This window comes from Jiella endophytica (assembly GCF_004519335.1).
GTDB lineage: Bacteria > Pseudomonadota > Alphaproteobacteria > Rhizobiales > Rhizobiaceae > Jiella > Jiella endophytica.
The window spans coordinates 732,522-754,544 of sequence record NZ_SOZD01000001.1; the positions used below are offsets into that span (position 1 = coordinate 732,522).

The 22,023-nt window shown below is 66.4% G+C and carries 25 protein-coding genes and 1 tRNA gene; 9 read left to right on the top strand and 17 right to left on the bottom strand.

Annotated features, from left to right (window positions below; all coding sequences use genetic code 11):
* Positions 1–134: 134 nt before the first annotated feature.
* The 14 genes from E3C22_RS03405 to E3C22_RS03470 form a co-directional block, all read right to left on the bottom strand.
* A complete protein-coding gene (locus E3C22_RS03405; protein ID WP_134760207.1) occupies positions 135–626 on the bottom strand; it encodes a hypothetical protein in 492 nt (163 codons plus the stop codon).
* 6 nt (positions 627–632) lie between these two features.
* Positions 633–986: an HNH endonuclease signature motif containing protein gene (locus E3C22_RS03410; RefSeq protein WP_134760209.1), complete on the bottom strand. Its 354-nt coding sequence runs from the start codon at positions 984–986 to the stop codon at positions 633–635.
* On the bottom strand, positions 986–1,153 hold the full coding sequence (locus E3C22_RS24380; protein ID WP_167591612.1) for a hypothetical protein: 168 nt from the start codon (positions 1,151–1,153) through the stop codon (positions 986–988). Before E3C22_RS24380 ends, E3C22_RS03410 begins: the two co-directional genes overlap by 1 nt.
* On the bottom strand, positions 1,150–2,301 hold the full coding sequence (locus tag E3C22_RS03415; protein ID WP_134760211.1) for a phage major capsid protein: 1,152 nt from the start codon (positions 2,299–2,301) through the stop codon (positions 1,150–1,152). Before E3C22_RS03415 ends, E3C22_RS24380 begins: the two co-directional genes overlap by 4 nt.
* The gene (locus E3C22_RS03420) at positions 2,298–2,810 is read right to left on the bottom strand and encodes an HK97 family phage prohead protease (protein ID WP_134760213.1); all 513 of its coding nucleotides are present in this window, start codon (positions 2,808–2,810) and stop codon (positions 2,298–2,300) included. Before E3C22_RS03420 ends, E3C22_RS03415 begins: the two co-directional genes overlap by 4 nt.
* Positions 2,810–3,196: a hypothetical protein gene (locus E3C22_RS03425; RefSeq protein ID WP_134760215.1), complete on the bottom strand. Its 387-nt coding sequence runs from the start codon at positions 3,194–3,196 to the stop codon at positions 2,810–2,812. The genes E3C22_RS03420 and E3C22_RS03425 overlap by 1 nt, the downstream gene beginning before the upstream one ends.
* On the bottom strand, positions 3,186–4,331 hold the full coding sequence (locus tag E3C22_RS03430; RefSeq protein WP_167591613.1) for a phage portal protein: 1,146 nt from the start codon (positions 4,329–4,331) through the stop codon (positions 3,186–3,188). Before E3C22_RS03430 ends, E3C22_RS03425 begins: the two co-directional genes overlap by 11 nt.
* A gap of 213 nt (positions 4,332–4,544) precedes the next feature.
* Positions 4,545–4,802, bottom strand: a complete 258-nt coding sequence (locus E3C22_RS03435) for a helix-turn-helix domain-containing protein (protein ID WP_134760219.1) — start codon at positions 4,800–4,802, stop codon at positions 4,545–4,547.
* Between the two features lie 4 nt (positions 4,803–4,806).
* Positions 4,807–5,046, bottom strand: a complete 240-nt coding sequence (locus tag E3C22_RS03440) for a DNA-binding protein (protein WP_134760221.1) — start codon at positions 5,044–5,046, stop codon at positions 4,807–4,809.
* On the bottom strand, positions 5,043–5,957 hold the full coding sequence (locus E3C22_RS03445) for a hypothetical protein (RefSeq protein WP_134760223.1): 915 nt from the start codon (positions 5,955–5,957) through the stop codon (positions 5,043–5,045). The genes E3C22_RS03440 and E3C22_RS03445 overlap by 4 nt, the downstream gene beginning before the upstream one ends.
* A gap of 190 nt (positions 5,958–6,147) precedes the next feature.
* A complete protein-coding gene (locus tag E3C22_RS03455; RefSeq protein WP_134760227.1) occupies positions 6,148–6,609 on the bottom strand; it encodes a hypothetical protein in 462 nt (153 codons plus the stop codon).
* A gap of 10 nt (positions 6,610–6,619) precedes the next feature.
* Complete coding sequence (locus E3C22_RS03460; RefSeq protein WP_134760229.1) at positions 6,620–6,886, bottom strand: hypothetical protein; 267 nt, start codon at positions 6,884–6,886, stop codon at positions 6,620–6,622.
* Complete coding sequence (locus E3C22_RS03465; RefSeq protein ID WP_134760231.1) at positions 6,883–7,107, bottom strand: hypothetical protein; 225 nt, start codon at positions 7,105–7,107, stop codon at positions 6,883–6,885. The genes E3C22_RS03460 and E3C22_RS03465 overlap by 4 nt, the downstream gene beginning before the upstream one ends.
* An 81-nt stretch (positions 7,108–7,188) precedes the next feature.
* On the bottom strand, positions 7,189–7,395 hold the full coding sequence (locus E3C22_RS03470; RefSeq protein ID WP_134760233.1) for a DNA-binding protein: 207 nt from the start codon (positions 7,393–7,395) through the stop codon (positions 7,189–7,191).
* 136 nt (positions 7,396–7,531) lie between these two features.
* Between E3C22_RS03470 and E3C22_RS03475 the strand changes: the two genes are divergently transcribed.
* From E3C22_RS03475 to E3C22_RS03485, 3 genes are all read left to right on the top strand, one after another.
* Positions 7,532–8,314 carry a hypothetical protein gene (locus tag E3C22_RS03475; protein WP_134760235.1) on the top strand — a complete coding sequence of 261 codons (783 nt, stop codon included), beginning with the start codon at positions 7,532–7,534 and terminating at the stop codon, positions 8,312–8,314.
* Positions 8,311–9,459, top strand: a complete 1,149-nt coding sequence (locus E3C22_RS03480) for a site-specific integrase (RefSeq protein ID WP_134760237.1) — start codon at positions 8,311–8,313, stop codon at positions 9,457–9,459. The genes E3C22_RS03475 and E3C22_RS03480 overlap by 4 nt, the downstream gene beginning before the upstream one ends.
* 81 nt (positions 9,460–9,540) lie before the next feature.
* Positions 9,541–9,630 (top strand) — tRNA-Ser (locus E3C22_RS03485).
* Between the two features lie 156 nt (positions 9,631–9,786).
* Here the strand turns inward: E3C22_RS03485 and E3C22_RS03490 are convergent.
* Positions 9,787–10,224, bottom strand: a complete 438-nt coding sequence (locus E3C22_RS03490) for a helix-turn-helix domain-containing protein (RefSeq protein WP_134760239.1) — start codon at positions 10,222–10,224, stop codon at positions 9,787–9,789.
* A 69-nt stretch (positions 10,225–10,293) separates the two neighbouring features.
* On the opposite strand from E3C22_RS03490, the gene E3C22_RS03495 reads away from it, so the two are divergent.
* The 4 genes from E3C22_RS03495 to E3C22_RS03510 all read left to right on the top strand — a co-directional run bounded on the left by E3C22_RS03495 (position 10,294) and on the right by E3C22_RS03510 (position 17,232).
* Positions 10,294–11,634 carry an MFS transporter gene (locus E3C22_RS03495; RefSeq protein ID WP_134760241.1) on the top strand — a complete coding sequence of 447 codons (1,341 nt, stop codon included), beginning with the start codon at positions 10,294–10,296 and terminating at the stop codon, positions 11,632–11,634.
* Positions 11,635–11,703: 69 nt separating this feature from the next.
* Positions 11,704–12,450, top strand: coding sequence for an ImuA family protein (locus E3C22_RS03500; RefSeq protein ID WP_245514739.1), 747 nt, complete (start codon positions 11,704–11,706; stop codon positions 12,448–12,450).
* On the top strand, positions 12,359–13,909 hold the full coding sequence (locus E3C22_RS03505) for a DUF6504 family protein (RefSeq protein WP_134760245.1): 1,551 nt from the start codon (positions 12,359–12,361) through the stop codon (positions 13,907–13,909). Before E3C22_RS03500 ends, E3C22_RS03505 begins: the two co-directional genes overlap by 92 nt.
* Positions 13,906–17,232 (top strand): error-prone DNA polymerase, encoded by a 3,327-nt coding sequence (locus tag E3C22_RS03510; RefSeq protein WP_134760247.1) that lies wholly within the window; start codon positions 13,906–13,908, stop codon positions 17,230–17,232. The genes E3C22_RS03505 and E3C22_RS03510 overlap by 4 nt, the downstream gene beginning before the upstream one ends.
* Positions 17,233–17,244: 12 nt before the next feature.
* Here E3C22_RS03510 and E3C22_RS03515 read toward each other — a convergent pair whose 3' ends face one another.
* On the bottom strand, positions 17,245–19,116 hold the full coding sequence (locus E3C22_RS03515; protein ID WP_167591614.1) for a CHASE2 domain-containing protein: 1,872 nt from the start codon (positions 19,114–19,116) through the stop codon (positions 17,245–17,247).
* Between the two features lie 59 nt (positions 19,117–19,175).
* The gene (locus E3C22_RS03520) at positions 19,176–19,715 is read right to left on the bottom strand and encodes a FecR domain-containing protein (RefSeq protein ID WP_167591615.1); all 540 of its coding nucleotides are present in this window, start codon (positions 19,713–19,715) and stop codon (positions 19,176–19,178) included.
* Positions 19,716–20,116: 401 nt separating this feature from the next.
* Here E3C22_RS03520 and E3C22_RS03525 point away from each other — a divergent pair, with 401 nt between their 5' ends.
* Both E3C22_RS03525 and E3C22_RS03530 read left to right on the top strand, forming a co-directional pair.
* The gene (locus E3C22_RS03525; protein ID WP_134760252.1) at positions 20,117–21,652 is read left to right on the top strand and encodes an undecaprenyl-phosphate glucose phosphotransferase; all 1,536 of its coding nucleotides are present in this window, start codon (positions 20,117–20,119) and stop codon (positions 21,650–21,652) included.
* A gap of 162 nt (positions 21,653–21,814) precedes the next feature.
* The gene (locus E3C22_RS03530) at positions 21,815–22,012 is read left to right on the top strand and encodes a hypothetical protein (protein WP_134760254.1); all 198 of its coding nucleotides are present in this window, start codon (positions 21,815–21,817) and stop codon (positions 22,010–22,012) included.
* Positions 22,013–22,023: the final 11 nt, after the last annotated feature.

The following is a 22,023-nucleotide window of genomic DNA, read 5'->3' on the forward strand; positions in this document are numbered from 1 at the left end:
ATCAGCCTGCCATGTTGCGTTGCGGGAGGCGAAAGCCTCTCCGCCAGGGGGCTCGATGTTCCTCGTCCCTTCAGCAACGGCTCTCTGGCGCTGGGACGGGGAGCCGCTGCGCCGACAAGTGGCCTCAGTCATCTTCACGCTTCGGCCGCTGCGACGCGCACGATGTTGCTGTCGATCTCCAGCGTGGCGTTCAACTTCATGACGCTGTTGGCCTCATCGAACTGCTCGACGACGCTCATGACGAGGGCGGTGAAATACCGCAGCGATGGCGTGCCGCCCTGCGGTGCATCGTTGAAGGTCATGCGGAACGAATAGGCATCCCTGGTCTTCTCGGCAGCGACGAGGGCGATCTGGCCAGCGTCGGAATAGTCGATGTCGCAGACCACGGTCATCGAGCCAGCGTTTCGCGTGCCCTTCAGCTTGCGGGTGCGAGCGCTGAGGATGTGTTCCGTCGTGACGAGGTTTGCCGTGTCACCAGCAGAACCGAGGTTCGTTGCTCCCCCGATCGTTGTCCAGGTCGGCGATCCGGTGGTGAAGTCGGACGCGGTGAGATCGGTGTCCTGGAATGCCTTCACAGGCCCGATGTCGAGTTTTGATCCGGCGGTGGCAAACAACAGGTTGGCCATGGGTGATTACCTCTCGGGAGAGCGGCGCTCTTGGCTCTGCTTGGCGCCGGAATGACAAGGGGTGCAGAGGGGCTGCCAATTGCGTCTGTCCCAGAACAGCGCCTTGTCGCCCTTGTGCGGCTTGATGTGATCGACGAGGGTCGCCTGTCGCCCGCATCGGCGGCAGGAGGAATAGACGGCGAGGAAGGCCTTGCTCTCTCGGGTCCATTCGGCGGTGTAGCCTCGGGCCTTCGAACTCGGCCGCTTCTTGTCAGAGACCGCCTTGCGCTCCTTGTGCCTCTCGACGGCCTTCGGGCAGCGGCTCCCATAGGCATGGATGCCACCGCACAGACCACAGGCTCGGGGAGCGCGAGAGGGCATCAGTCGGCCTTCCTCGACTTGGAGACCTTGAAACGGTGCTCGTCGCCGTCGCGGATGCGGATGACGGTCTCGCCATCATCCTCGGTGACGGAGACGCCGCCCCTGGTCTTGCGAAGGTCAGCCACGAAGGTGTCGATCTCAGACTGGCTCTTGGTCACGGTGCTCATGCTGCCGCCACCCCTTCCAGAACCGCGATTGCTTCGGGCATGACGGTGGCGCCACCGACCCGGCGACGGGCGCGGATCTTCACGATGCCGTTGTCCGCTCCGGTGTAGTCGTCGCGCATGGTCTGGATGCCGACACGGTCAACGATCTGATAGCCGGTCCGGAAGTCACCGAACGCAACGGGATAGGCGCCATCGGCGAGATCCGGCATGTCGACCATTTCCACGATCGGTCGGCCGAGAAGCGAAGCCGGCGCCGATTCGGTGAGACCGGGCTGCCAGATGAAGGCGCCGTTGGCATCCTTCAGGCCGCGGATAGCCGCGAGAGTCTTCCGGTTCAGCGCCCAGGTCGCCCGGCGGGCATATTCGGTCGGCAGGGCGTAGTAGAGCGCCATCAGCGCGTCGACGAGATCGGAACCGTCATCCTTGACCGGGACAGCTTCGTAGGACGCCGCATCGGCGAGGAAGCCCTTCGGCTTGCCGTTGCCGTCGCCGTTGACGAGAGCCGCTGCCTCCATCTTGGCGAACTCGCGGGCGATGTGGTTGCGCAGGAAGGCTTCCAGGTCGAGGAAGCTGTCTTCGAGAAGCTGCTGCGACACCGGGACGATCACGGCCTGCTCGAAGACCTCGATCTTCTGCTGGTCGAAGGCGGGTTCGGAGGTCGGCCGTGGGCCGGTCTCGGTCACCCATCCCGGCTGCACATTCGAGATGAGCTTCGGGATGTAGACCTCGGTGGTGCCGATCGACATGATGTTCGCGACAGAGCGCATCGGGCTCTGTTCGGAGATCGTCTGCAGAACGCGGGTCGAGAACTCCGGCGCGACGACATAGCCGCCGGCGGGGTTCGATCCGAGGTTCAGGGTCTTCTTCTCGACGTCGTCGAGGGCATGGACACCGGAGCGCAGGAAGGTCGAGAGAGCCTTCTTCTCGATCTCGTCGTCCTTCTCCTGCCTGCCGTCGCCGATCGGGCGGTTGCCCTTGGCTTCCAATTTGTCGATGCGCTCGACGAGCTTTGAGGTGTCGGCCTTGGTCTCGACGGCCTTCAGGCGATCGTCGACCGACTTCTGGAGATCATCGAGCGACTTGGTGACGATCTCGACGGGATCGCCGTCGTCGCCCTTGAACTCGATCGGTGGCATGTGCTGCGTCATGGGTTGGTCCTCATGGTGAGCGCCGCCGTGGCGCGGTTGATGGCCTCGGCGAGCGCTCGGGCCGCGTCGAAGGATTTCGAGTGGGTGATGCGAGCTTCCGGGTGCGAGGGCTCGCGGACGATGGACACCTCGACGAGCTCGATTGCCGAGAGCACCCTGTTGCGGCCGCGCCGGGTCGAACCGCGGTCACGGAAGCCGATGGAAAGGCCGTTGAGGCGACCGGTCAGGATCTGCGAGCGCACACCGCGCGCCAGCATCGATTCCTTGAGGTTGAGCCGCCCTTTGACGTGAAGCCCGTCGTCGCGCTCCTCGATCGTGTTCCACAGCCCGATCAGGGAATCGGTGTCGTGGTTGCGGAGCATCGGCAGCTCGGCCACCGGCAGCCGCAGCGCACCTTTCACGATGATGTCGCCGGCACGGTCCGGTGTCGCGTAGGGCCAGGCGATGCCCTCGATCGTGCCGTCCACCTCGACGGCGAGCTGCTTCGTGGTGAGCGTCAGATGGTCCATCAGGCATCCCCCCGATGGGCGGTGCGATCAACGGCGAAGGCGTCGACCTGCTGCTGCACCCAATGGACCCGGAGAAGCCGAAGGAGGTTTGCCGTTGTGAACGGCACCGGCTGGCCAGCCTCGACGATGTCCCAGCGGATGACATGCCTGGCGAGGGCGTTGAGCCGCGCCTTCTCCCGGTTCGTCGCGCTGATCTTGCCTTCGATATCCGCCATCTCGGCGAGTTCGTCGGCGAAAGCGATACGCGCCCGGTTCGCCGTGTCGCTATCCGGTCCGACGATCCAGAGCTTGATGCCGGTCGGCTTGCTGTCGATCGGATCGGCGAGTTCGAGTTCTTTGCCGCGGTCCTGGTCGGCGACGTTGTGCAGGATCTCGTCAAGCGTCATTGGTCGCGGGCTCCTGCGGTGCGGCAGCGCCGGCAGCGCCTTGAGGGGCGCCGGTGGTCGGGTTGATGTGCGGATTGCCGAAGCTCTCACCGCCCTCCCGCGGGCCGAGGCCGAGCCAGTCGCGACCTTCGTTGCGGTTCAGCACCTCGGCGCTGATCAGGCTGGAGACGGCAGTCGCGCGGGCAGTGAGGTCGACGGCCGAGAAGTCGTCTCGATCGAAGCGGACGCGCCATTCGGGCCGCTCTTCAGGCGAGAACAGCGCGCGACGCATCGAACTTTCGAGGGGTCGAAGCCAGAACTCCAGGCCGGCGAGCCATTCCTTCTGCGCCGACTCCATGTTGCTCCAGGTCTGACGCGAGAAGTCGTAGAGGGCACCGGGCGGGACGCGGAAGTGTCGGCCGATCTCGTTGATGGCCCACTGCCATGTCTCGATCATCTGCGCGTCGACCGATGTCATGGTCATCTGCGCCCATGTCGCGCCGTCGAACAGCACCGCGGTCTTGCCGCTGCTGTCCGGGCCTTCATGAGCAGCCTTCCAGCCCTTGAGCATCCGCTTGATGCCCTCGTCGCCGATCGCCTTGGGCGTGGTGATGACACCGGAGGGACGGGCCGCGCGGGAGAAGAAACTGCCGACATGTCTTTCGAGCTTGGCCGCAACGCCGATGGCGCCGGCAGCAAGCCGCAGCGGGCACTTCTCGAATGGACCGCGAATGTGGATGACATCGGTCGGCGGAACGGGGCGGTTGCCGATGCGATAGGACGGCTCCGCCCGCCCATCTGTCGAATAGTCGACGGTGAAGCTGCCCGAAGCGTAGTGGACGATCTCGACTGGCCGCCCGCTGGTCTTGTTCACCCAGGCGAGCGCGCCTTCGTTGTTGCAGAGCGCCGCGGCGACCAGATCCCGGATTAGTGTGTAGGTGTCGCTCCAGTCGTTCGGCTGGTCGGACAGGAGATCGGCGACGGGATGGGGTGCGGCCTTCCAGCTGTCGCCGTCGCGCCGCTCCACCATCAGGTCAAGCGAGGCGATCGAGCCGGAGATCAGGGAAATGGCACTTGCGACCGCCGGCACTTCCAAGGCCTGCCGACCGGTGACGGCGTAGTCGGCGACCAGGCCGCCGCCGAACAGCTCGAACATCCAGTCCTCGGGGACGGACGTGCCGCTCGGGGTCGCTTTCGTCTCAATCGGTGCAGTGCGGGCAAAGGGCCATTTCATGCCCGCACCATACGCGCGCGGGCGAAGCTATGCCTTTGGGAAGGTTGCGGTTTTGTGGGTTTCTGTGGGACTATCCGCCTCAGATGGCGGGTGGCCTGTCACGTGATGTCACGCGTGATCCGCGTGACGGTAACGTTAGCCGATACGCGGACCGTACCGGTAGCCGGGGCCCTGTCGGTGAATTTTGGCGACATAGATCGTGATAAGGCCTCGCTCGGCGAGCCGACGCAGGGCCCTGGAAGTGGCGGCTTGCGTTGATGCAGTATTCTTCAGCCCCAGCGCTTTGATCAGATCTTCCGCCCGCGCAAAGGCCGGCATGTGATTGCCCGTGTTCGAGTAATGCTCCAGCGCCGCCAAAAGGTTGCGCTGGAGAGGGCTAAGCCCGCGTCCCATCGCTCTATCCAGCCCTCCGTTCGTTAGACTTCAGCCAGTCGAGAAGTTCCGCCCTGGAGGCGTAGATCTGCCCGCCCTTGCGGACTTGCCGGATCGGTGCGCCTGCCTCTCGCATCGACCGCACCAGATCCGGGCCGCAGCCGAGGAAACGCGCGATGCCGCTCGCCGTCCATACGAAATCGGTCTCGGTGGTCCGCGTCAACCGGTCGAAGGCGCGAGGGGTAAGGTCGCCGCGGTCGGTCATGCAGCCTCCCGATGATGTACCAGCTGAGAAGCCCGCCAGCGGAACCACTCCTTCCGCTCGTGCGGGAAGGCGGCCCAGTGGCACGGCATGAACATCTCGTCGCTGTCAGTCGCCCGGTCGAACGCCTCCTGTGTCACTCGCTCGATCGCGCCGGCCTCCAGATCCTGCCCGCCGGTCGTCTCGATCACGAACCGATCGAAAACAGAAAGGAAGTTGAGGTCATCACCCCATGAGCCAGGTGAACGGAACGGATTCCCTCGCGCACGTGCGTGTGCGTAAGAGCCAGACTTTCCTTTCGTGGCGAATCTCGAATTATCAGGGGTATTATTATCAGGAGTATTCGGAACCCCGTCGTTCCGTTCACCTGCCCGATTTGTTCCGTTCACCTCGGGTGTTCCGTTCACTTCCGTTCCGTTCACCTCGGAAGTGTTCCGTTCACCTCCTCCGACAGCGGTCTTGACGCTGTTGCGCAGGGACTGAATGCGACCCGCGATCCCGGTCGGCGACGGCTCCCGAGCAGAGATCGGCAGGGCGGATGTGACCGGCACCGTGAGATAGATGCTGCGGACGCGGCCGATGACTTCTCGGTTTTCGTCGCGCTTGGGTATCGTCTTGCGCTCGATGTAACCGAAACCATCCAGTGCTCGAAGACCCTTGCCGATGTTCCTCTCAGAGGTTTGCAGCTTGATCGCGAGTTGCTCGTCGGTCGGGTAGCAATAGAGGTCCTGGCGGTTGAGATGGTCCGCCAGGATGCCGGCAATTCGGATGGCAATCTTCGGCATCTTCTTTTCTGCACATGCGCGGCGCCGCCAGTCGTCGCGTCCCAGGTGGAAGCGATGATCATCACCGGGCTTGCCGAAGTCCACGCGCTTCCGATCTGGTTGTTCCTCGTTCGGCCCTTTGACTTCCATCACATCGCCCTCGCTCTGATCAGGCCGGCCTCGCGGATGGCCTGGCATGCTTCGACGGGTGTTAGACCGAACCGGCGCCGAAGCGCCGGAACGATCGGAAGGGGCCGGGTCTGTTGACCGGCGAGCCAGCGGGCCGCCTCGTCGATCGCGGCGCTGTGCTCGTGCTCGGGAGGGGTCAGAGGACTGTCAGTCATCGGGCACCTCCGATGTTGCCGAAACGTTCCTGAAAAGATTTCCGACGAGCGGGTGCCTGCTTGGCGTCTCCAAGCTTGTCGGCCTCCAAGCGGACCCTGAGACATGGGATATTGCGGCGCCTGTGCTCGGCGAGGATGCGGGTCAGAACCTGCGGATCGCGACCGGACTCGCACTCTTCCTTCCGGCCATTGACGATCCGCTGGACCCGCCACTCATCCGGCATGAGGTCGGTGCTGCGAACCCACCACCATTCAACCTTCTCGACGACGGGAGCAATGCGAACCCGCTGCCCATCACTGGCCTTGCCGAGCCGGTCGGCGTTGTCCGTTCCGAACCATCGCCGGGCAAGCCTTGCCTCTTCGTCGCTGTAGACGGCCCGGGCGGGGGCGCTATCGCCCCCGAACCATTTCTGCCGAAGCTGCCGCTCCAGTTCCTCGTCGCTGATCTCGTCAGTCATCGCCGCCCCCTCAATGCTGCAGCGCCGGCTCTTGGGCCGGGGCGAGAGGTTCGGGACCGGCAGCAGCCGTCAGCGCAAGGTCGGACAGAGCCGATCGCGAGAGGACGATCTTCGCCTGGACGACATACTCGGCAGCGCCGGTGTGCGGGCACCGCTGGACGCTGTAAAACGTCAGCCGCGCCATGCCGTCGCCGAGGTCGTCGGCCGTTGTGCACCCCGACACGTAGATGTCGGACACGCCGAAGGGCTCGCTGAGTTGGAGGTTCCGGCGGCTCACAGCTCGTCCTCCATTTCGAGGTCATACTGCCAGCCGGCATCCGTAGGGTAGCTGCTGCCGCCGAGGTCCGGTTCGTCGTCGCCGACGTCCTCAAGGTCCGCGTCGCCGTCAAGCAGGTCGAGCAAGCCGATAAGCCGCTCGATCTCTTCACCAATTAGGTGGCGAATGCTTTTACGAATGGACGCCTGCTGGCCTTCGGTGGTAATGGTGTCAGTGTGCATTGACTAAGCCCCATTTGGTTGATGTCAGAGGCTCGGCAGGATGGCGGTCCTGGCCGGGCCTTTTCGTTTTCGGGGAAGACGTCATGCGGCGTCCCCGATCCTGGCTTTGAGCCCGACCTTCTCGGCCAGCGACACGACCGGCACCAACAGGCGCCCGCCGATCTTGATTGTCGGAATGTCCCCTCGCCTCGCCGCTTCGTATGAGGCGCACCGCCCCAATCCGTAGAACACCGATCCTGCGTCAGGGACAGAGATTGTCGGGCGCCGTAACGCCTCGTCGATAGTCATCTGCGTTCCGTCTCCGTTCTCTTCGATCCAGCACAACTTGTGCCGATAATGGATTCTTAATCATTTTCCGTGCGAGGTCAATCCATCCTTGTGCCAGTTGTGCCTATTTCGTATGGAGTGGAGGATAACGATTGAAGTGAAGGTCAATAAGATGGTCAAAAAGCCGCGCGAAAATCGCGTGCCGATCATGATGTCAGAGGAAGAACTGCAGGCGATCGACGATTGGCGGTTTGAAAACCGCATTGCGACACGCTCCGATGCGATACGTCGCTTGTGCAAGATCGGTCTGGTCGCTGACCAAGAACTCGATCAGATAGTTGACATCGCCAGCAATGGCGTGAGCACCCTTGTGGAGCAGTCCGCCGATATCGCTACGGCCTACAAATCTCTGGTAAATTTTGACACAGAGAATGTTTTATTTGGACGATCCGAAGTAATAGATATATTGGACCTTGCTTTTGATCACGCAGATGTTGCCGAGCGTGGAATGATTGGATTGCATGCTATGCTTGTAACGTTATTCGGAATTATTAATTCTATTGTTGATGCGGCTACGCTCAGTGATGGAATGCGCGAGTCAGAAAGGCGGATCGCCGAAGCGAGTGAAGCAACAGAAAACGCGATTGCCAAGCAAAAAGAACGTGAAGAAAATCGATACATAAGCATTCATGTTAATAACGAAAGCTCGGAACAGAGAGAGGTATACGAAAAGCTTTCGGACGAGGAAAAAGATAAATTTTGGGAAGGGCGAATTGCGGAACTCAAAGCTCTTGAGGAAGCTGATCCTGAGGATTTCGCGAAACGCTTCGATATTGCGCCTCCTTTCTGGGAGCAGCCCGGTTGGCTAACGCGATTGCAGGAAAGATTTAAGCGGAAGGAAAATGGAGAGGTTGGTCGCGACGGAGGAAGATCGAAATGAAAGGGCACATCCGCGAGCGTTCCCCCGGTCGTTGGGCGATCATCCTCGACGTCCCCGATCCTGAAACCGGCAAGCGCCGCCGCAAGTGGCACAGCTTTGCCGGCACGAAGCGGCAGGCCCAGGAGGAATGCGCGCGGCTCGTCTCGCTGATCAGGCACGGCGGCTATACCGAGCCGACGAAGACCACCCTCGCCTCTTACCTCGATCGCTGGCTCGATCACGTGAAGACCGGCGTTTCGCCGAAGACCCATGAGCGCTATGCCGAGATCGCCAGGAAGAACATTGTCCCCCTCCTCGGCGATGTCACCCTGTCCAAGCTGAAGACCGAGCGAATCGATGCAGCCTGGACGAAGGCGTTGGAGAGCGGCCGGCGGGACGGCAAAGGCGGATTGTCACCCCGCACCGTGCATCACATGCGCCGCGTCCTGATCAAGGCGCTCAATCAGGCGGTGACTTGGGAGATGGTCGCGAAGAACCCGGCGACGGCATCCAAGCCGCCGAAGGTCGAGCGTAAGCAGATGGGCGCATACGGCGCCACCACGACGGCCGAGCTGCTGGAGGCCGTGCGGCCTACCCGGATCTTCGTCCCGGTTCTCCTCGCTGTCCTGTGTGGCCTGAGACGAGGCGAGATTGTCGCCCTGCGCTGGAGAAATATCGACCTTGAGCGCCGAACCATCGCCGTCGTCGAGACCGCAGAGCAGATTAACGGCGTTGTCAGGCTGAAGGAAACGAAGTCGGGCCTGGCTCGCGTCGTCAGCTTGTCCTCGACGGTCGTTGAAGAGCTTCGCGCTCATCGAGTAAGGCAAGCCGAGGAACAGCTGCGGCTCGGTCTCAGGCTAGACGACGACGCTTTCGTCTACGCCCAGGTGGACGGTCGTCTCGTACAGCCTCGGTCTCTGACGCATGAGTGGTCGCGAATCACCGCCAAGCTTGCTCTGACCCGCATCCGCTTTCACGATCTGCGGCATAGCCACGCGACGCAGATGCTCGCTGCCGGGGTCCACCCGAAGATTGCGCAGGAACGGCTTGGCCATTCGACGATCGCCATCACGCTCGACCTTTACAGCCACGTGATGCCGGGCATGCAGGAGGACGCGGCCGAGCAGGTTGACGCCGCGATCCGGCGGGCGGTAAAGCCTGCCTAGTGGCCGTTCGGTAGCAATTCGGTAGCAACAGCCTTTTTCGGGCAAGGCGGAAATCCGAAAACGCTAACGAAATCAAGGCACGGGTGGGTGTCCGAGTGGTTTAAGGAACCGGTCTTGAAAACCGGCGTGCGTGAGAGCGTACCGTGGGTTCGAATCCCACCCCATCCGCCATTGATCAATCATCTCCAAGATGTCGTAGGCGAACGCTCGTGCTGTCTTCGCCGTCAGCTCGCCGGCCGGAAAGGCTTTAGGGCCGTGTCGTCCGGGGATTGACCCGGTATCTTCCACGACGGCCGCAACATCGACGCGCTATCGCTCGAACGCCTGCTAGCCGAACTCCCGCCCTCCCCGCCGCGTCTTTTCGCGCCTGGCGGCGTGCCGGCCGGACAGCGTCACCAGCCGGCGAAAGCTCGGGCATTCCATATGCGACGGCGCCGGGCAGTCGGCGACATGGCGGAGCGTGTCGCGCAGCGCGGAAAGTTCGCGGATCTGCCGGTCGATCCGGTCGGCCTTCTGGTGAAGGACATCGCGCGGCAGATCCGGCGCGCCGTCGCTGCCGAACATGGCGGCGATCTCTGTGAGCGAGAACCCCGCCGACTTGCCCATCGATATCAGCCTAAGCCTCAAAAGCACGTCGGGGAGAAACTGCCGTCGCAGCCCGTGGCGCGACACCGAGGAAATCAGCCCGGCCTCCTCGTAGTAGCGCAGTGCCGAGGCCTTGATTCCGGTTCTTGCGGCGACCTCGCCGATGTCCAGAAGTTTCATGCTTGACCTCAAGTCGGCTTGAAGTGGCAGCCTGCGCCCGAATGATCGAACGGGCAAGCGGGAAAGGCGATGAATCGGGTCGAACTGAATACATCCGGAGGCAGGCAATCATGGGTGACGGCGGCGCTGGCGCTGGCGATGCTGCTGGCATCGCTCGGAACCAGCATCGCCAATATCGCCCTGCCGGCGCTGGCCGAGGCGTTTTCGGCGCCGTTCTCGACCGTCCAGGCGGTCGTCGTCGCCTATCTCGCCGCAATGACGGTCGCGGTCGTTTTCGCCGGGCGGCTCGGCGACCGTCTCGGGCTGAAGCCCGGGCTGGTTGCCGGGCTCTGCCTGTTCCTGACGGCGTCCCTTGGCTGCGGCGCGGCGCCGACATTGTGGCTGCTGGTCGGCGCAAGGGCCGTCCAAGGCGTCGGCGCGGCCTTCCTGATGACGCTCTCCATGGCGCTGATGCGCCAGTGCGCCGGGGTGCGGCTTGGCCGAGCGATGGGCCTTCTCGGCACCGCCTCGGCACTGGGAACGGCGCTCGGCCCCTCGCTGGGCGGCCTGCTGGTTCCGGCCTTCGGATGGCGCGGCGTGTTTCTCGTGCAGGTGCCGCTGGCGGCGATCGCCCTGGTTCTGACGGTGGCGGTGCTGCCGGCAGGAGCAGCCCGGCGGAAGGCCGCGGCGCCGGGCGGGTGGCAGGCCCCGAACGGCGATCTTGCCGGCGGCCTTGCCGGCTGTCTCGCCCTCAATCTCGTGGTCGCGGCGGTGATGATGACGACGCTGGTGGTCGGGCCGTTCTACCTGCAGCTCGGCCTCGGGCTGCAGCCGGCCTCGATCGGTCTCGTCATGGCAATCGGGCCGGCGATCTCGATCGTCAGCGGCGTTCCCTCGGGACGCCTCGTCGACGCGAAGGGCAGCCGCCGGGTGCTCCTTTCCGGGCTTTCCTGCCTTGCCTGCGGCGCCGTGCTGCTGGCACTGCTGCCGAACGCCATCGGGGTTGCCGGCTACATGCTGTCGATCGCCGTGCTGACGCCGGGCTACCAGCTCTTCCAGGCCGCCAACAACACCGCCGCGCTCGAACCGGCGCCGAAGGAGCGGCATGGCAGGATCTCCGGCCTTCTGAACCTGTCGCGCAATATCGGCCTCATCGCAGGGGCTTCGCTGATGAGCGCGGTCTTCGCCTTCGGCGTCGGAAGCAAGGATTTCGTCCATGCGACGCCAGTGGCGATCGCCGGCGGCATGCGGCTCACTTTTCTGTTGGCCGGCGCCATGATCGTTGCCGCGATCGGTGCGCAGCTGTGGTCCCGGCACCGCTTGAAGGCCCTCGCAGCAAGGGCCGTTGGGGCTGCCGCGCTACAGGATGACGCAGCCGAGACTGGGCGCATCCGGCCGCTTGACTCTGCAGGAAGATATAGAACAAAATAGGAACAAGTGATCCATCCCGAAGCCTTTGAGCCGCGCGTGTCCTCCGTATCCGCCCCCATGGCCGTTCCCATGGCCATCCAGTCCCTGCGTGCCCGGATCGACACGATCCAGAGCGGGCGAAGGCGCGCCAGGACGGCGCTCGCCTTCGGGATTCGCCCGCTCGACGGACGGCTGCCCGGCGGCGGTCTCGAGCGCGGCGTTCTGCACGAGATCGCCGGCGGCGGTTCGGGCGCCGGCGACGGCCCGGCGGCGGCGCTGTTTGCCGCCGGGATCGCGGCGCGCACCAGGGGCAAGGTGCTGTGGTGCCTGTCGCGGCCGGATCTCTTCGCCCCGGCGCTCGCCCAGGTCGGCCTTCCTCCCGACCGGGTGATCTATGTCGAGGCGAAGGACGAAAAGACCGTGCTCTCCTGCATGGAGGAAGGGCTCGCCCATGGCGGCCCGACGGTGGTCGTCGGCGAGGCGGCGCGGCTGTCGATGACCGCCTCGCGGCGGCTCAATCTCGCTGCCGAGAAGACCGGCTGCCTGGCCATTCTCCTGCGCCGCTGGTCGCGGCCGAACGACGCCGCCGATTTCGGCCGTCCGACCGCCGCCGCGACGCGCTGGAAGATCTCCGCCCTCCCCGCCGCGCCCCTGCCGGTTCCCGGCGTCGGGCGGGCGCGCTGGCGGGTCGAACTGATCCGATCCCGTGGCGGCGAGACCGCCGATCTCGAACTGGAGGCCTGCGATGAGACGGGTCGTCTCGCTTTTCCTTCCGACCTTTCCGACCGATCGGCTGCGCCGCCTGCCGAACCGGCAAGGCGCAGAGCCCGGGCATGACGGGTCGGCGGCCACCGTCGATCTGCCGCTGGTCCTGATCGGCCGGCAGAAGAACCGCCGCGTGGTGACGGCTGCCGACGGTGCCGCCCGCGCCGGCGGCCTGCGCGTCGGCATGGCGGCCGCGACGGCGACGGCGCTGGTGGCGGAGCTCGCCGCCGAGGAGCATGACCCGGCTGCCGACGCCGAGGCGCTGGAAAAGCTCGCCTTCTGGGTGCTCGAACGCTTCTCGCCGATCGTCGCCGTCGACGGGACCGACGGCATCGTCATCGATTCCACCGGCGCCGACCATCTCCATGGCGGCGAGGCGGCGATGCTGGAGGCGCTCGTCGGGCGGCTCGCCGCGGCCGGGATCGCCGCCCGCGCCGCCGTCGCCGACAGCTGGGGCGCCGCCCATGCTTTGGCCCGCCATGGCGGCGATACGGTCGTCGTCGCGCCGAAGCGCCACGGCGCCGCGATCCTTGCAACGCTGCCGGTCGAGGCGCTGCGGCTTTTGCCCGAGACGGTCGAGGCGCTGCGCGATCTCGGGCTTGCCAGCATCGGCGACCTCCTCGCCGCTCCCCGTGCGCCGCTGGCGCTGCGCTTCGGCGAGGCGCTGACCCGCCGGCTCGACCAGGCCAGCGGCCGGCGCTCCGAGCCGATCGAGCCGCTGCGGCTTGCCGAGACCATCGCGGCGCGGCGCAATTTCGCCGAGCCGATCGGCGCTGCCGAGACCATCGCCCGCCATGTCGGCAGGCTGGTCGTCGCGCTCTGCGCCGATCTCGAGGAAAACGGCCTCGGGGTGCGAAGGCTCGACCTTCTCTGCCGCCGGGTGGACGACCGGATCGAGGCGGTGCGGGTCTCGACGGCGCGGCCGGTGCGCGACATTGCCCGGCTGACCCGGCTTCTCTGCGACAAGATCGAGACGATCGCGCCGGGCTTCGGCATCGAGACGATGACCCTCCTTGCAACGCTCGCCGAACCGCTCACCCCGCATCAGAAGCTCGCAGCGCTGACCGAGGAGATCCTTCCCGACGTCTCGAGCCTCATCGACACCATCGCCAACCGGGTCGGCGCCGAGCGGCTCTATCGCCTCGCCCCGGTGGAAAGCGACGTGCCGGAGCGCTCGGTCCGGCGGATTGCGCCGCTGGCGCCGGAGAACGGCGAAAGCTGGCGGCTCGACTGGCCCCGCCCCTCGCGGCTGCTCAAGCGACCGGAGCCGATCGAGACCATGGCGCTCCTGCCCGACCATCCGCCCGTCTCCTTCACCTGGCGCGGCGTCAGGCGGCGGGTGCGCAAGGCCGACGGGCCGGAGCGGATCTTCGGCGAATGGTGGAAGCGCGACGCCGAACTTGCCGCTGTACGCGACTATTTCCAGGTCGAGGCGGAGGACGGCGAGCGCTTCTGGATCTTCCGCGCCGGCAATGGCGAGGACATGGCCACCGGCTCGCAGCGCTGGTTCCTGCACGGGCTGTTCGGATGAGCGGCGCGGCGCGGCTCCGCCGCCCAGCCGGCACCGCCTATGCCGAACTGCAGGTGACGACGCATTTCAGCTTCCTGCGCGGGGCGTCATCTCCTGAAGAGCTGTTCGCCACCGCCGCGATGATGGGGATCGGGGCGCTGGCCGTCGCCGACCGCAATTCGCTCGCCGGCATGGTGCGCGCCCACGAGGCGGCGAAGACGGTGGGCGTCCGCCTCGTCGTCGGCTGCCGGCTGGACCTTCTCGGCAGCCTGCCGGTGATCGTCTATCCGACCGACCTTGCCGCCTATTCCCGCCTCTGCCGGCTGCTCTCGCTGGGAAAGAGCCGCGCCGGCAAGGGCGCCTGCCATCTCGAATGGTCCGATCTCGCCGACTATCAGGAGGGGCTGATCGCCATGCTCCTGCCCCGTTCGGCGGACGCTGCCTGCCGTTCGGAAGCCTTGCGGCTCGCCGCCACCTTCGGCGACCGCGCCTATCTGGCGCTCACCCTGCACCGCCGGCCCGGCGACCGGCTGCGGCTCTTCGACCTTGCGCAGCTCGCCGCCGAGACGGGCGTTGCGACGGTGGTCACCAACGACGTGCTGTACCACGAGCCGGGCCGGCGCATCCTGCAGGACGTCGTCACCGCCATCCGCCACAACACCACCATCGACCAGCTCGGCTTTCGCCGCGAGCGCCACGCCGACCGCCATCTGAAACCGCCGCAGGAGATGCACCGGCTGTTCGCCGGCTATCCGGAGGCCCTCGCCCGCACCCTCGAGATCACGGAACGCTGCCGCTTCTCGATGGACGAGATCGCCTACCAGTATCCGGAAGAGCGCGACGACCCGGCGCTCACCCCGCAGGAGACGCTGGAAAGGCTGACATGGGAGGGCGCCGAGCGGCGCTATCCACAGGGCGTGCCGGAAACGGTCCGCAAGAGCCTGTCCCACGAACTCTCGCTGATCGGCCGGCTGAACTACGCCCCCTATTTCCTGACGGTGAATTCCATCGTCCGCTTCGCGCGGTCGCAGGACATCCTCTGCCAGGGCCGCGGCTCGGCGGCGAACTCCGCCGTCTGCTTCGTCCTCGGCATCACCGCCATCGATCCTGCCCGCTGCGACCTCCTCTTCGAGCGCTTCGTCTCGGAGGAGCGGCACGAGCCGCCGGATATCGACGTCGACTTCGAGCACGAGCGGCGCGAGATCGTCATCCAGTGGATCTACGACACCTATGGCCGCGACCGGGCGGCGCTGTGCTCGACCGTCATCCGCTATCGCACCAAGGGCGCGCTGCGCGACGTCGGCAAGGCGCTCGGCCTGCCGGAGGACCTGATCGGGGCGATCTCCCGCCAGGTCTGGGGCTGGTCGGAAGGGCCGGTGGACCCCGACAATCTGAAGGAGCTGAACCTCAACCTCGCCGACCGGCGGCTGAGGATGACGCTGGAACTCGCCGGGGAGCTGCGCGGCTTTCCGCGCCATCTGTCGCAGCATCCCGGCGGTTTCGTCCTGACCAACCACCGGCTCGACGACCTCGTGCCGATCGAGCCGGCGGCGATGGACGGGCGGCAGGTGATCGAGTGGGACAAGGACGACATCGACGCCCTGAAATTCATGAAGGTCGACGTGCTCGCCCTCGGCATGCTCTCCTGCATGAAGCGGGGGCTCGATCTCCTGAAGGACCACAAGGGGGTCGATCTCGACCTTGCGACCATCCCGGCCGAGGATCCGAAGACCTATGCGATGATCCGCAAGGCCGACACGCTCGGCACCTTCCAGATCGAATCCCGCGCCCAGATGTCGATGCTGCCGCGCCTGAAACCGACCACCTATTACGACCTCGTCGTCCAGGTGGCGATCGTCCGGCCGGGGCCGATCCAGGGCGACATGGTGCACCCTTATCTGCGCCGGCGGGAGGGCAAGGAAAAGGTCGACTATCCCAAGCCCGAGCTTCAGAAGGTGCTCGGCAAGACCCTGGGTGTTCCGCTGTTTCAGGAACAGGCGATGCGCGTCGCCATCGAATGCGCCGGCTTCACCCCCGGCGAGGCCGACAGGCTGCGCAAATCCATGGCGACCTTCAAGTTCACCGGCGGGGTCTCGGCCTTCAGGGACAAGCTCGTCGCCGGCATGATCGCCAACGGCTACGAGAAGGATTTCGCCGAGCGCACCTTCCGCCAGCTCGAAGGCTTCGGCTCCTATGGTTTTCCCGAGAGCCACGCCGCCTCCTTCGCCCTTGTCGCCTATGCCTCGTCATGGCTGAAATGCTGGCATCCGGACGTCTTCTGCGCGGCGCTTCTGAACGCCCAGCCGATGGGCTTCTACGCTCCCGCCCAGATCGTCCGCGACGCGAAGGATCACGGCGTTCCGGTCCGGCCGGTATCGGTCGCCCATTCGCGCTGGGATTCGACCCTCGAGCCCGTCGAACGGTCCGAGGCCTCGAGCGGCCATCTGGCGGTGCGGCTCGGCCTTCGCATGGTCAAGGGCTTCGCCAACCGCGATGCGGTGGCGATCGTCGCGGCACGGGGCGAGACGCCCTTCGCCTCGGTGGAGGATCTCTGGCGCCGGGCCGGGGTGCCGGTCGCCGCCCTCACCCGGCTCGCCGAGGCGGATGCCTTCCGCCCCGGCCTCAAGCTTTCCCGCCGCGAGGCGCTGTGGGCGATCAAGGGCCTGCGCGACGAGCCGCTGCCGCTCTTTGCCGCCGCGTGCAATGCCAGCGAGGGCGAAGGCGCGGCGCTTGCCCCGCCCGAGCTGGTCGAGCCGGAAATGCGGCTGCGCCGGATGGCGGCGGGCGGCGAGGTGGTCGGCGACTATCGCCATGTCGGCCTGTCGCTGCGCTCTCACCCGGTGAGCTTCCTGCGGCCTGAGCTCTCAAGGCGCCGCACGGTCCCCTGCGCCGAGGCGATGGCGGCGCGCGACGGGCGCTGGCTGGAGGCGGCCGGGCTCGTCCTGGTGCGTCAGCGGCCGGGCAGCGCCAAGGGCGTCATGTTCATCACCATGGAGGACGAGAGCGGCATCGCCAATCTCGTCATCTGGCCGAAGACCTTCGAGAAATTCCGCCGCACCGTCCTGACGGCCACGATGCTCGGCGCCCATGGCCGCGTCCAGCGCGAGGGCGAGGTGGTGCATCTCGTCGTCCACAGGCTGACCGACCTCTCGGCTCTCCTCGCCGGGATCGGCGAGCGCGAGACGCCGTTCCCGCTGCCGCACGGGCGCGGCGACGAATTCCACCACGGACCGCCCTCGCCCGACCCGCGCGACCTGCCGCCGAAGACGGTCAGGACCCGCGACATCTACATTCCCGACCTGCATCTCGACACGATCAAGGTGAAGCCGCGGAATTTCCGCTGAGGGAACAAGGCCTTATCGCCAAAGCCCGACGGTCATTTCCTCCTGGCGGCCGCGGATCGCCACCACCTCCCAGCGCTCCGGGCCTGTGAGGCCGGAGACGTCGGCGGCCTTCCACAGCGCCTCGGAAATGGCGATGCTCGCGTCGAAGGATTTCGCCACCTCCATCAGCCGGCTCGCCACATTGACGCTGTCGCCGGTGGCGGTGATGTGCTGCTCCTCGTCATGGCCGAGCCGCGACATGATCACCGGGCCGAAATGCGCTCCCAGCCGGACGCCGCCGAGCTTCGTCTCGGCGCCCTTTTCGGCGATCCAGCCGCGCACCGTCTCGATCATCGCCAGGCTCGCCCTCACCGCATTGGTGGCGTCCGCCGGGCCACCCTTCGGCAGCCCGAAGATCACCATCGCGCCGTCGCCCATGAAGTTCAGAACGACGCCGCCGCGCGGCACCAGCTCCTCGACAACGAGGGTGTGGAACTCCTTCAGGACGTCGCGGGTGCGCGATGCGCCGAGCCGCTCGCTCATGCCGGTGAAGCCGGCGAGATCGACGAACAGGATCGCCACCAGGCGCTCCTCGGGCACCATCAGGAAATCCGGGTTCTCGGCAAGGTGGACGGCGAGCGCCCGCGGCTGGAAGCGCCGCAGCGCTGCCTCGGCGGCGGCGAGCGTGCGCGCCAGGCGCCGGTCCTGATAGAGCCGCACCGAGCCCGCCAGCGCCGCCGGCGGCAGCATCGCGGCGAGCGGCAGCACCGAGGCGAGCCAGTAGCCGTCAAAGACGCCGAACACCGTGGTGCCGAGCCAGCCGAGGAGCAGCACCACCACGATCGACAGGGCGAGCGGCAGCGGCAGCAGCGCGATCAGCGCCACCGCGACGACCGCGAGAAGCACCGCGGCGGTGGCGTCGACCCGGCGCACATTGACGTCGCGGACGAGCGCGGTGCCGTCGATCAGGTTGGCCGCGCCCGTCGCGAGAACCTCGACGCCGGGCATCTGCGGATCGAAGAGGCTCGAGAAATTGTCGCCGATCGCCGTCGCGGTGACGCCGAGAAAGACCAGCTTGCCCTTCAGCCGCTCATCGGTCTCGCCCTTGATCAGCCGCTCGGCGCTGACCGTCTCGATCGTCCCCGCCGGGCCGTAGAAGCGCAGCGGCAGATACCAGCCATAGTCGAGATGCCGGTCCCGGTCGCCGAGACGCACGGCGTCGCTCGACAGCACCGGCTCGCTGTCTGTGCCAAGGCCTGCCGCGGCGAGCAGGATCGACGGCCGCGGGCCGTCCTTGGTGAGGATCAACAGCGGCATCAGCCGCGGCGTGCCGCCGGCATCGGTGGAGACGTTGACGAGCCCGACCCGCGCCGAGGCGGCAAACATCCCGGCCGGCGCGAGTTCGCCTTCGGCCGCCGGGATGAGGCTCGAGGCGGTCTTGTCGAAGGTCGCCGCGGCGGCGATCACCGAGGGCATTTTCCCGAGCACGTCGGCAAGGGCCCGGTCGGCCGGAGATTGCGGATCGCCGTCGGCGAAGAGGATGTCGATGGCGACGGCCTTGGCGCCGCTGCGCCGGATGGCGTCGACGATCCTGGCGGCGCGGTCCCTGGCTAAAGGATAGCCGCCTTCCGCGTCGACGGTGGGGTCGTCGATGGCGACGACCGCCACATCCTTCGGCGGCGGCAGCTGACCGGCGAGCAGCACCCGCCAGTCGAGCGTCGCCGTCTCGAGGCGATCGATGACGCTGCCGGCGCCGACGAAGTGGGTGTGCGCCAGCCAGCCGGACCAGGCGACGGCGACGATCAGCAGCCCGAAGGTGGTCAGCCAGGAGAGCCGGCTGGTCCAGCGCCTGCCCGTGGCAGGCCCCGCCCGCCGTGGGCGGGGAGCGCCAAATGTGGAGGTCATGTCAACTCCTGGATTTTTCGACCGTCCCATCGGCGCATTGCCACGTCGTTCGGCGGAAATTACCGGCCGAAGCGTGCCAGCAGCTGAACGACCCGCGGCTGCGGCCACTGGCGGACGGTCAAAGGCTCGCCCTCCCGCACGTCGACGCCGTCACCCGGCCCGAGCAGCACCGGGTCCGACCCGTCGCGGCGGGTCACCTCGACCTTGCCCTTGACGACGAAGACGGAGGTGACGCCCTCCTGGGTATCGACGGCAAAGACCGTGCCGCGCACCGTCGCGATCGCATGGGGCGTCAGCACCTGGAAGGAGTCGCGCGGCGAGACCTCGATCAGGACTGCGTCCGATCCGAGCTCCAGCGAGCTCTGCGGCGTCTGGCTGGTCAGGCTGGCGGCGGCCTCCTTGTCGATGACGAGGCCATTGCCGCAGTCGAGAACCTGACGCTCGGGATCCTGCAGGGTGGTCGCCGTGCAGCCCGGCAGGCTCTGGGCCTGGACGGCGTGCGGCACGAGCGTCATGCCGACGATCATGCAGGTGGCGGCGAAGAGGCCGGCCCGTGCGGCGGCGATCGTCCTGCGGCGGCCGCCGGTGCCGCGGCGCATGGACGCCATTTCCGCAGCTCTGGACGACCGAGCGTGGCCTTCCGTCTTCGATTTGGGATTACGCTTGGAAAACATCGTCTTGTCCGCCTTCTTTCAAGTCCGGTATGCACGCGGCAAGGAACGCCGGGCGTTTGCTGAAGCCACCAAATCGCATGCTTTGCCGCAGCCCGAAGTGACCGGCGACACAGGGCGATCCACGCCGTTCCGCTGTTTCTGCGGGCAACGGGGAGATTCGCCCCTCCTGCGCTTGTGCCAAAATTCCTTCCCTAGACTTAGGATGCAACACTTTCTTAGCGCCTTTGCATGACAATCGCGCTCGCGCGTTGCCGAACCGCGCGGCCATCGCAGCAAATGCCGTACCGCCCGCGGGCAGGACCGGCGCCGACGGACGGGCAAGACCTATGGAAGATTTCGAGGTGAGCCGTCCGCCGTTCGAGGATGCGGTCAGGCGCTCCGAGCGGGCGAGCCCGGCCGGGTCTGCGACGCAGGCGACGCTCAACGCCGAGGCGCTGAGGGCGCTCGCCCATCTCGACAACGACTTCATCAGCCCGCGCATGCTGTGCAGCCTCTGGCGGCTCGGCGAAGCCGCGCTGGTCTTCCTCCTCGGTGGCCTCGTCTGGGGCTTGCGCCAGGACGGCGGCGGGTGGCTGCTGCCGATCGGCACCGCCCTTGTTGGCGCGGTGATCGCCGCGGCGATCCTGACGGCAGCCCATGCCTACGAACTGGCGTTCCTGCGCGCCTCGGCGCTGCGGCTCTGGCGCGTCGTCGCAGGGCTCGGCCTCGCCACCCTGCCGATCGCCGCCGCCTGCGACGTCATCTTGCCCGCTGGCGCGAACCCGTTTCCGGCGACCGGTTGGTATCTCGCCAGCCTCGCCGTCATCCTTCCGGCCCGGCTGATCCTCGGCTTCAATCTTCGCCGCTGGGCGCGCAACGGCCGGATGGAGCGGCGGGCGCTGATCGTCGGCGGCGGCAAGAATGCCGAGGCGCTGATCCGCGGCCTCGAGATGCAGCCGGGCAACGACATCCGCATCTGCGGCATCTTCGACGATCGCGGCGATCGCCGCTCGCCTCCGCTGGTCGCCGGCTATCCGAAGCTCGGCACCATCGCCGAACTCGTCGAATTTGCCCGGCGCACCCGCATCGACATGCTGATCGTCACCCTGCCGCTCTCGGCCGAGGAGCGGCTGCTGGCACTTCTGAAACAGCTCTGGGTGCTGCCCCTCGACATCCGCCTCGCCGCCCATGCGGGCGAGCTGAAGTTCCGCCCGCGCACCTATTCCTATGTCGGCTCGCTGCCGCTGATCGACGTCGTCGACCGGCCGCTTGCCGACTGGGACGCCATCGCCAAGCGCGTCCTCGACATCGCCGCCGCCTCCGCCGCGATCGTCCTGTTGTCGCCGCTGATGGCCGCGGCGGCGATCGCCGTGAAGCTCGATTCGCCGGGTCCGGTGATCTTTCGGCAGAAGCGCCATGGCTTCAACAACCAGGCGGTCGAGATCTTCAAGTTCCGCTCGCTCCATCATGCGATGAGCGACCCGGAGGCCCGCCAGATCGTCACCCGCAACGACAGCCGCGTCACCCGCGTCGGCGCCTTCATCCGGAAGACCTCGATCGACGAACTGCCGCAGCTCTTCAACGTGTTGCGCGGCGATCTGTCGATCGTCGGCCCGCGGCCCCACGCCATCCACGCCAAGTCGAGCCGCGACGAGACCTTCACCGAGATCGTCGACGGCTATTTCGGCCGCCACAAGGTGAAGCCCGGCATCACCGGCTGGGCGCAGATCCACGGCTGGCGGGGCGAGATCGACGAGCCGGAAAAGCTCGTCAAACGGTTCGAATTCGACCTCTATTATATCGAGAACTGGTCGCTGCTCCTCGACCTCTACATCCTCGCAATGACCCCGATCAGCCTGTTCCGCACCAAGGCGGCCTACTGAGCCGGCGGCCGTCCTTTTTCCGAGCGATGCGATGATCGCACGCCTCATTCGGGCGTGACGCGCGGCACAGCGGCAGAACCGCGTCTCATGGTTCCACTATCCCAACGTCTTCGATGACAGGGGCGGCCATCCGGGCCTCCGCGAAGACGGGGAGCCGAAGCGATGAACCGCCGCAACCGCCTGCACCGCTGCTTCCTCGCGGTCTTCCTGCTGGCGCAGCTCGGCGGTTTCCACGGCGAAGACGTCAGCGGAACCCGCCGGGCCGTCGAAATCCTCTCCGGGCAGAAGTCCGTCGCCCTCGTTCCGAAGGCGAGAGGCGTGGTCGCAGCCTTCGGCAGCGACGTCACCGCCAACGCCTGAGGCGATCCCAG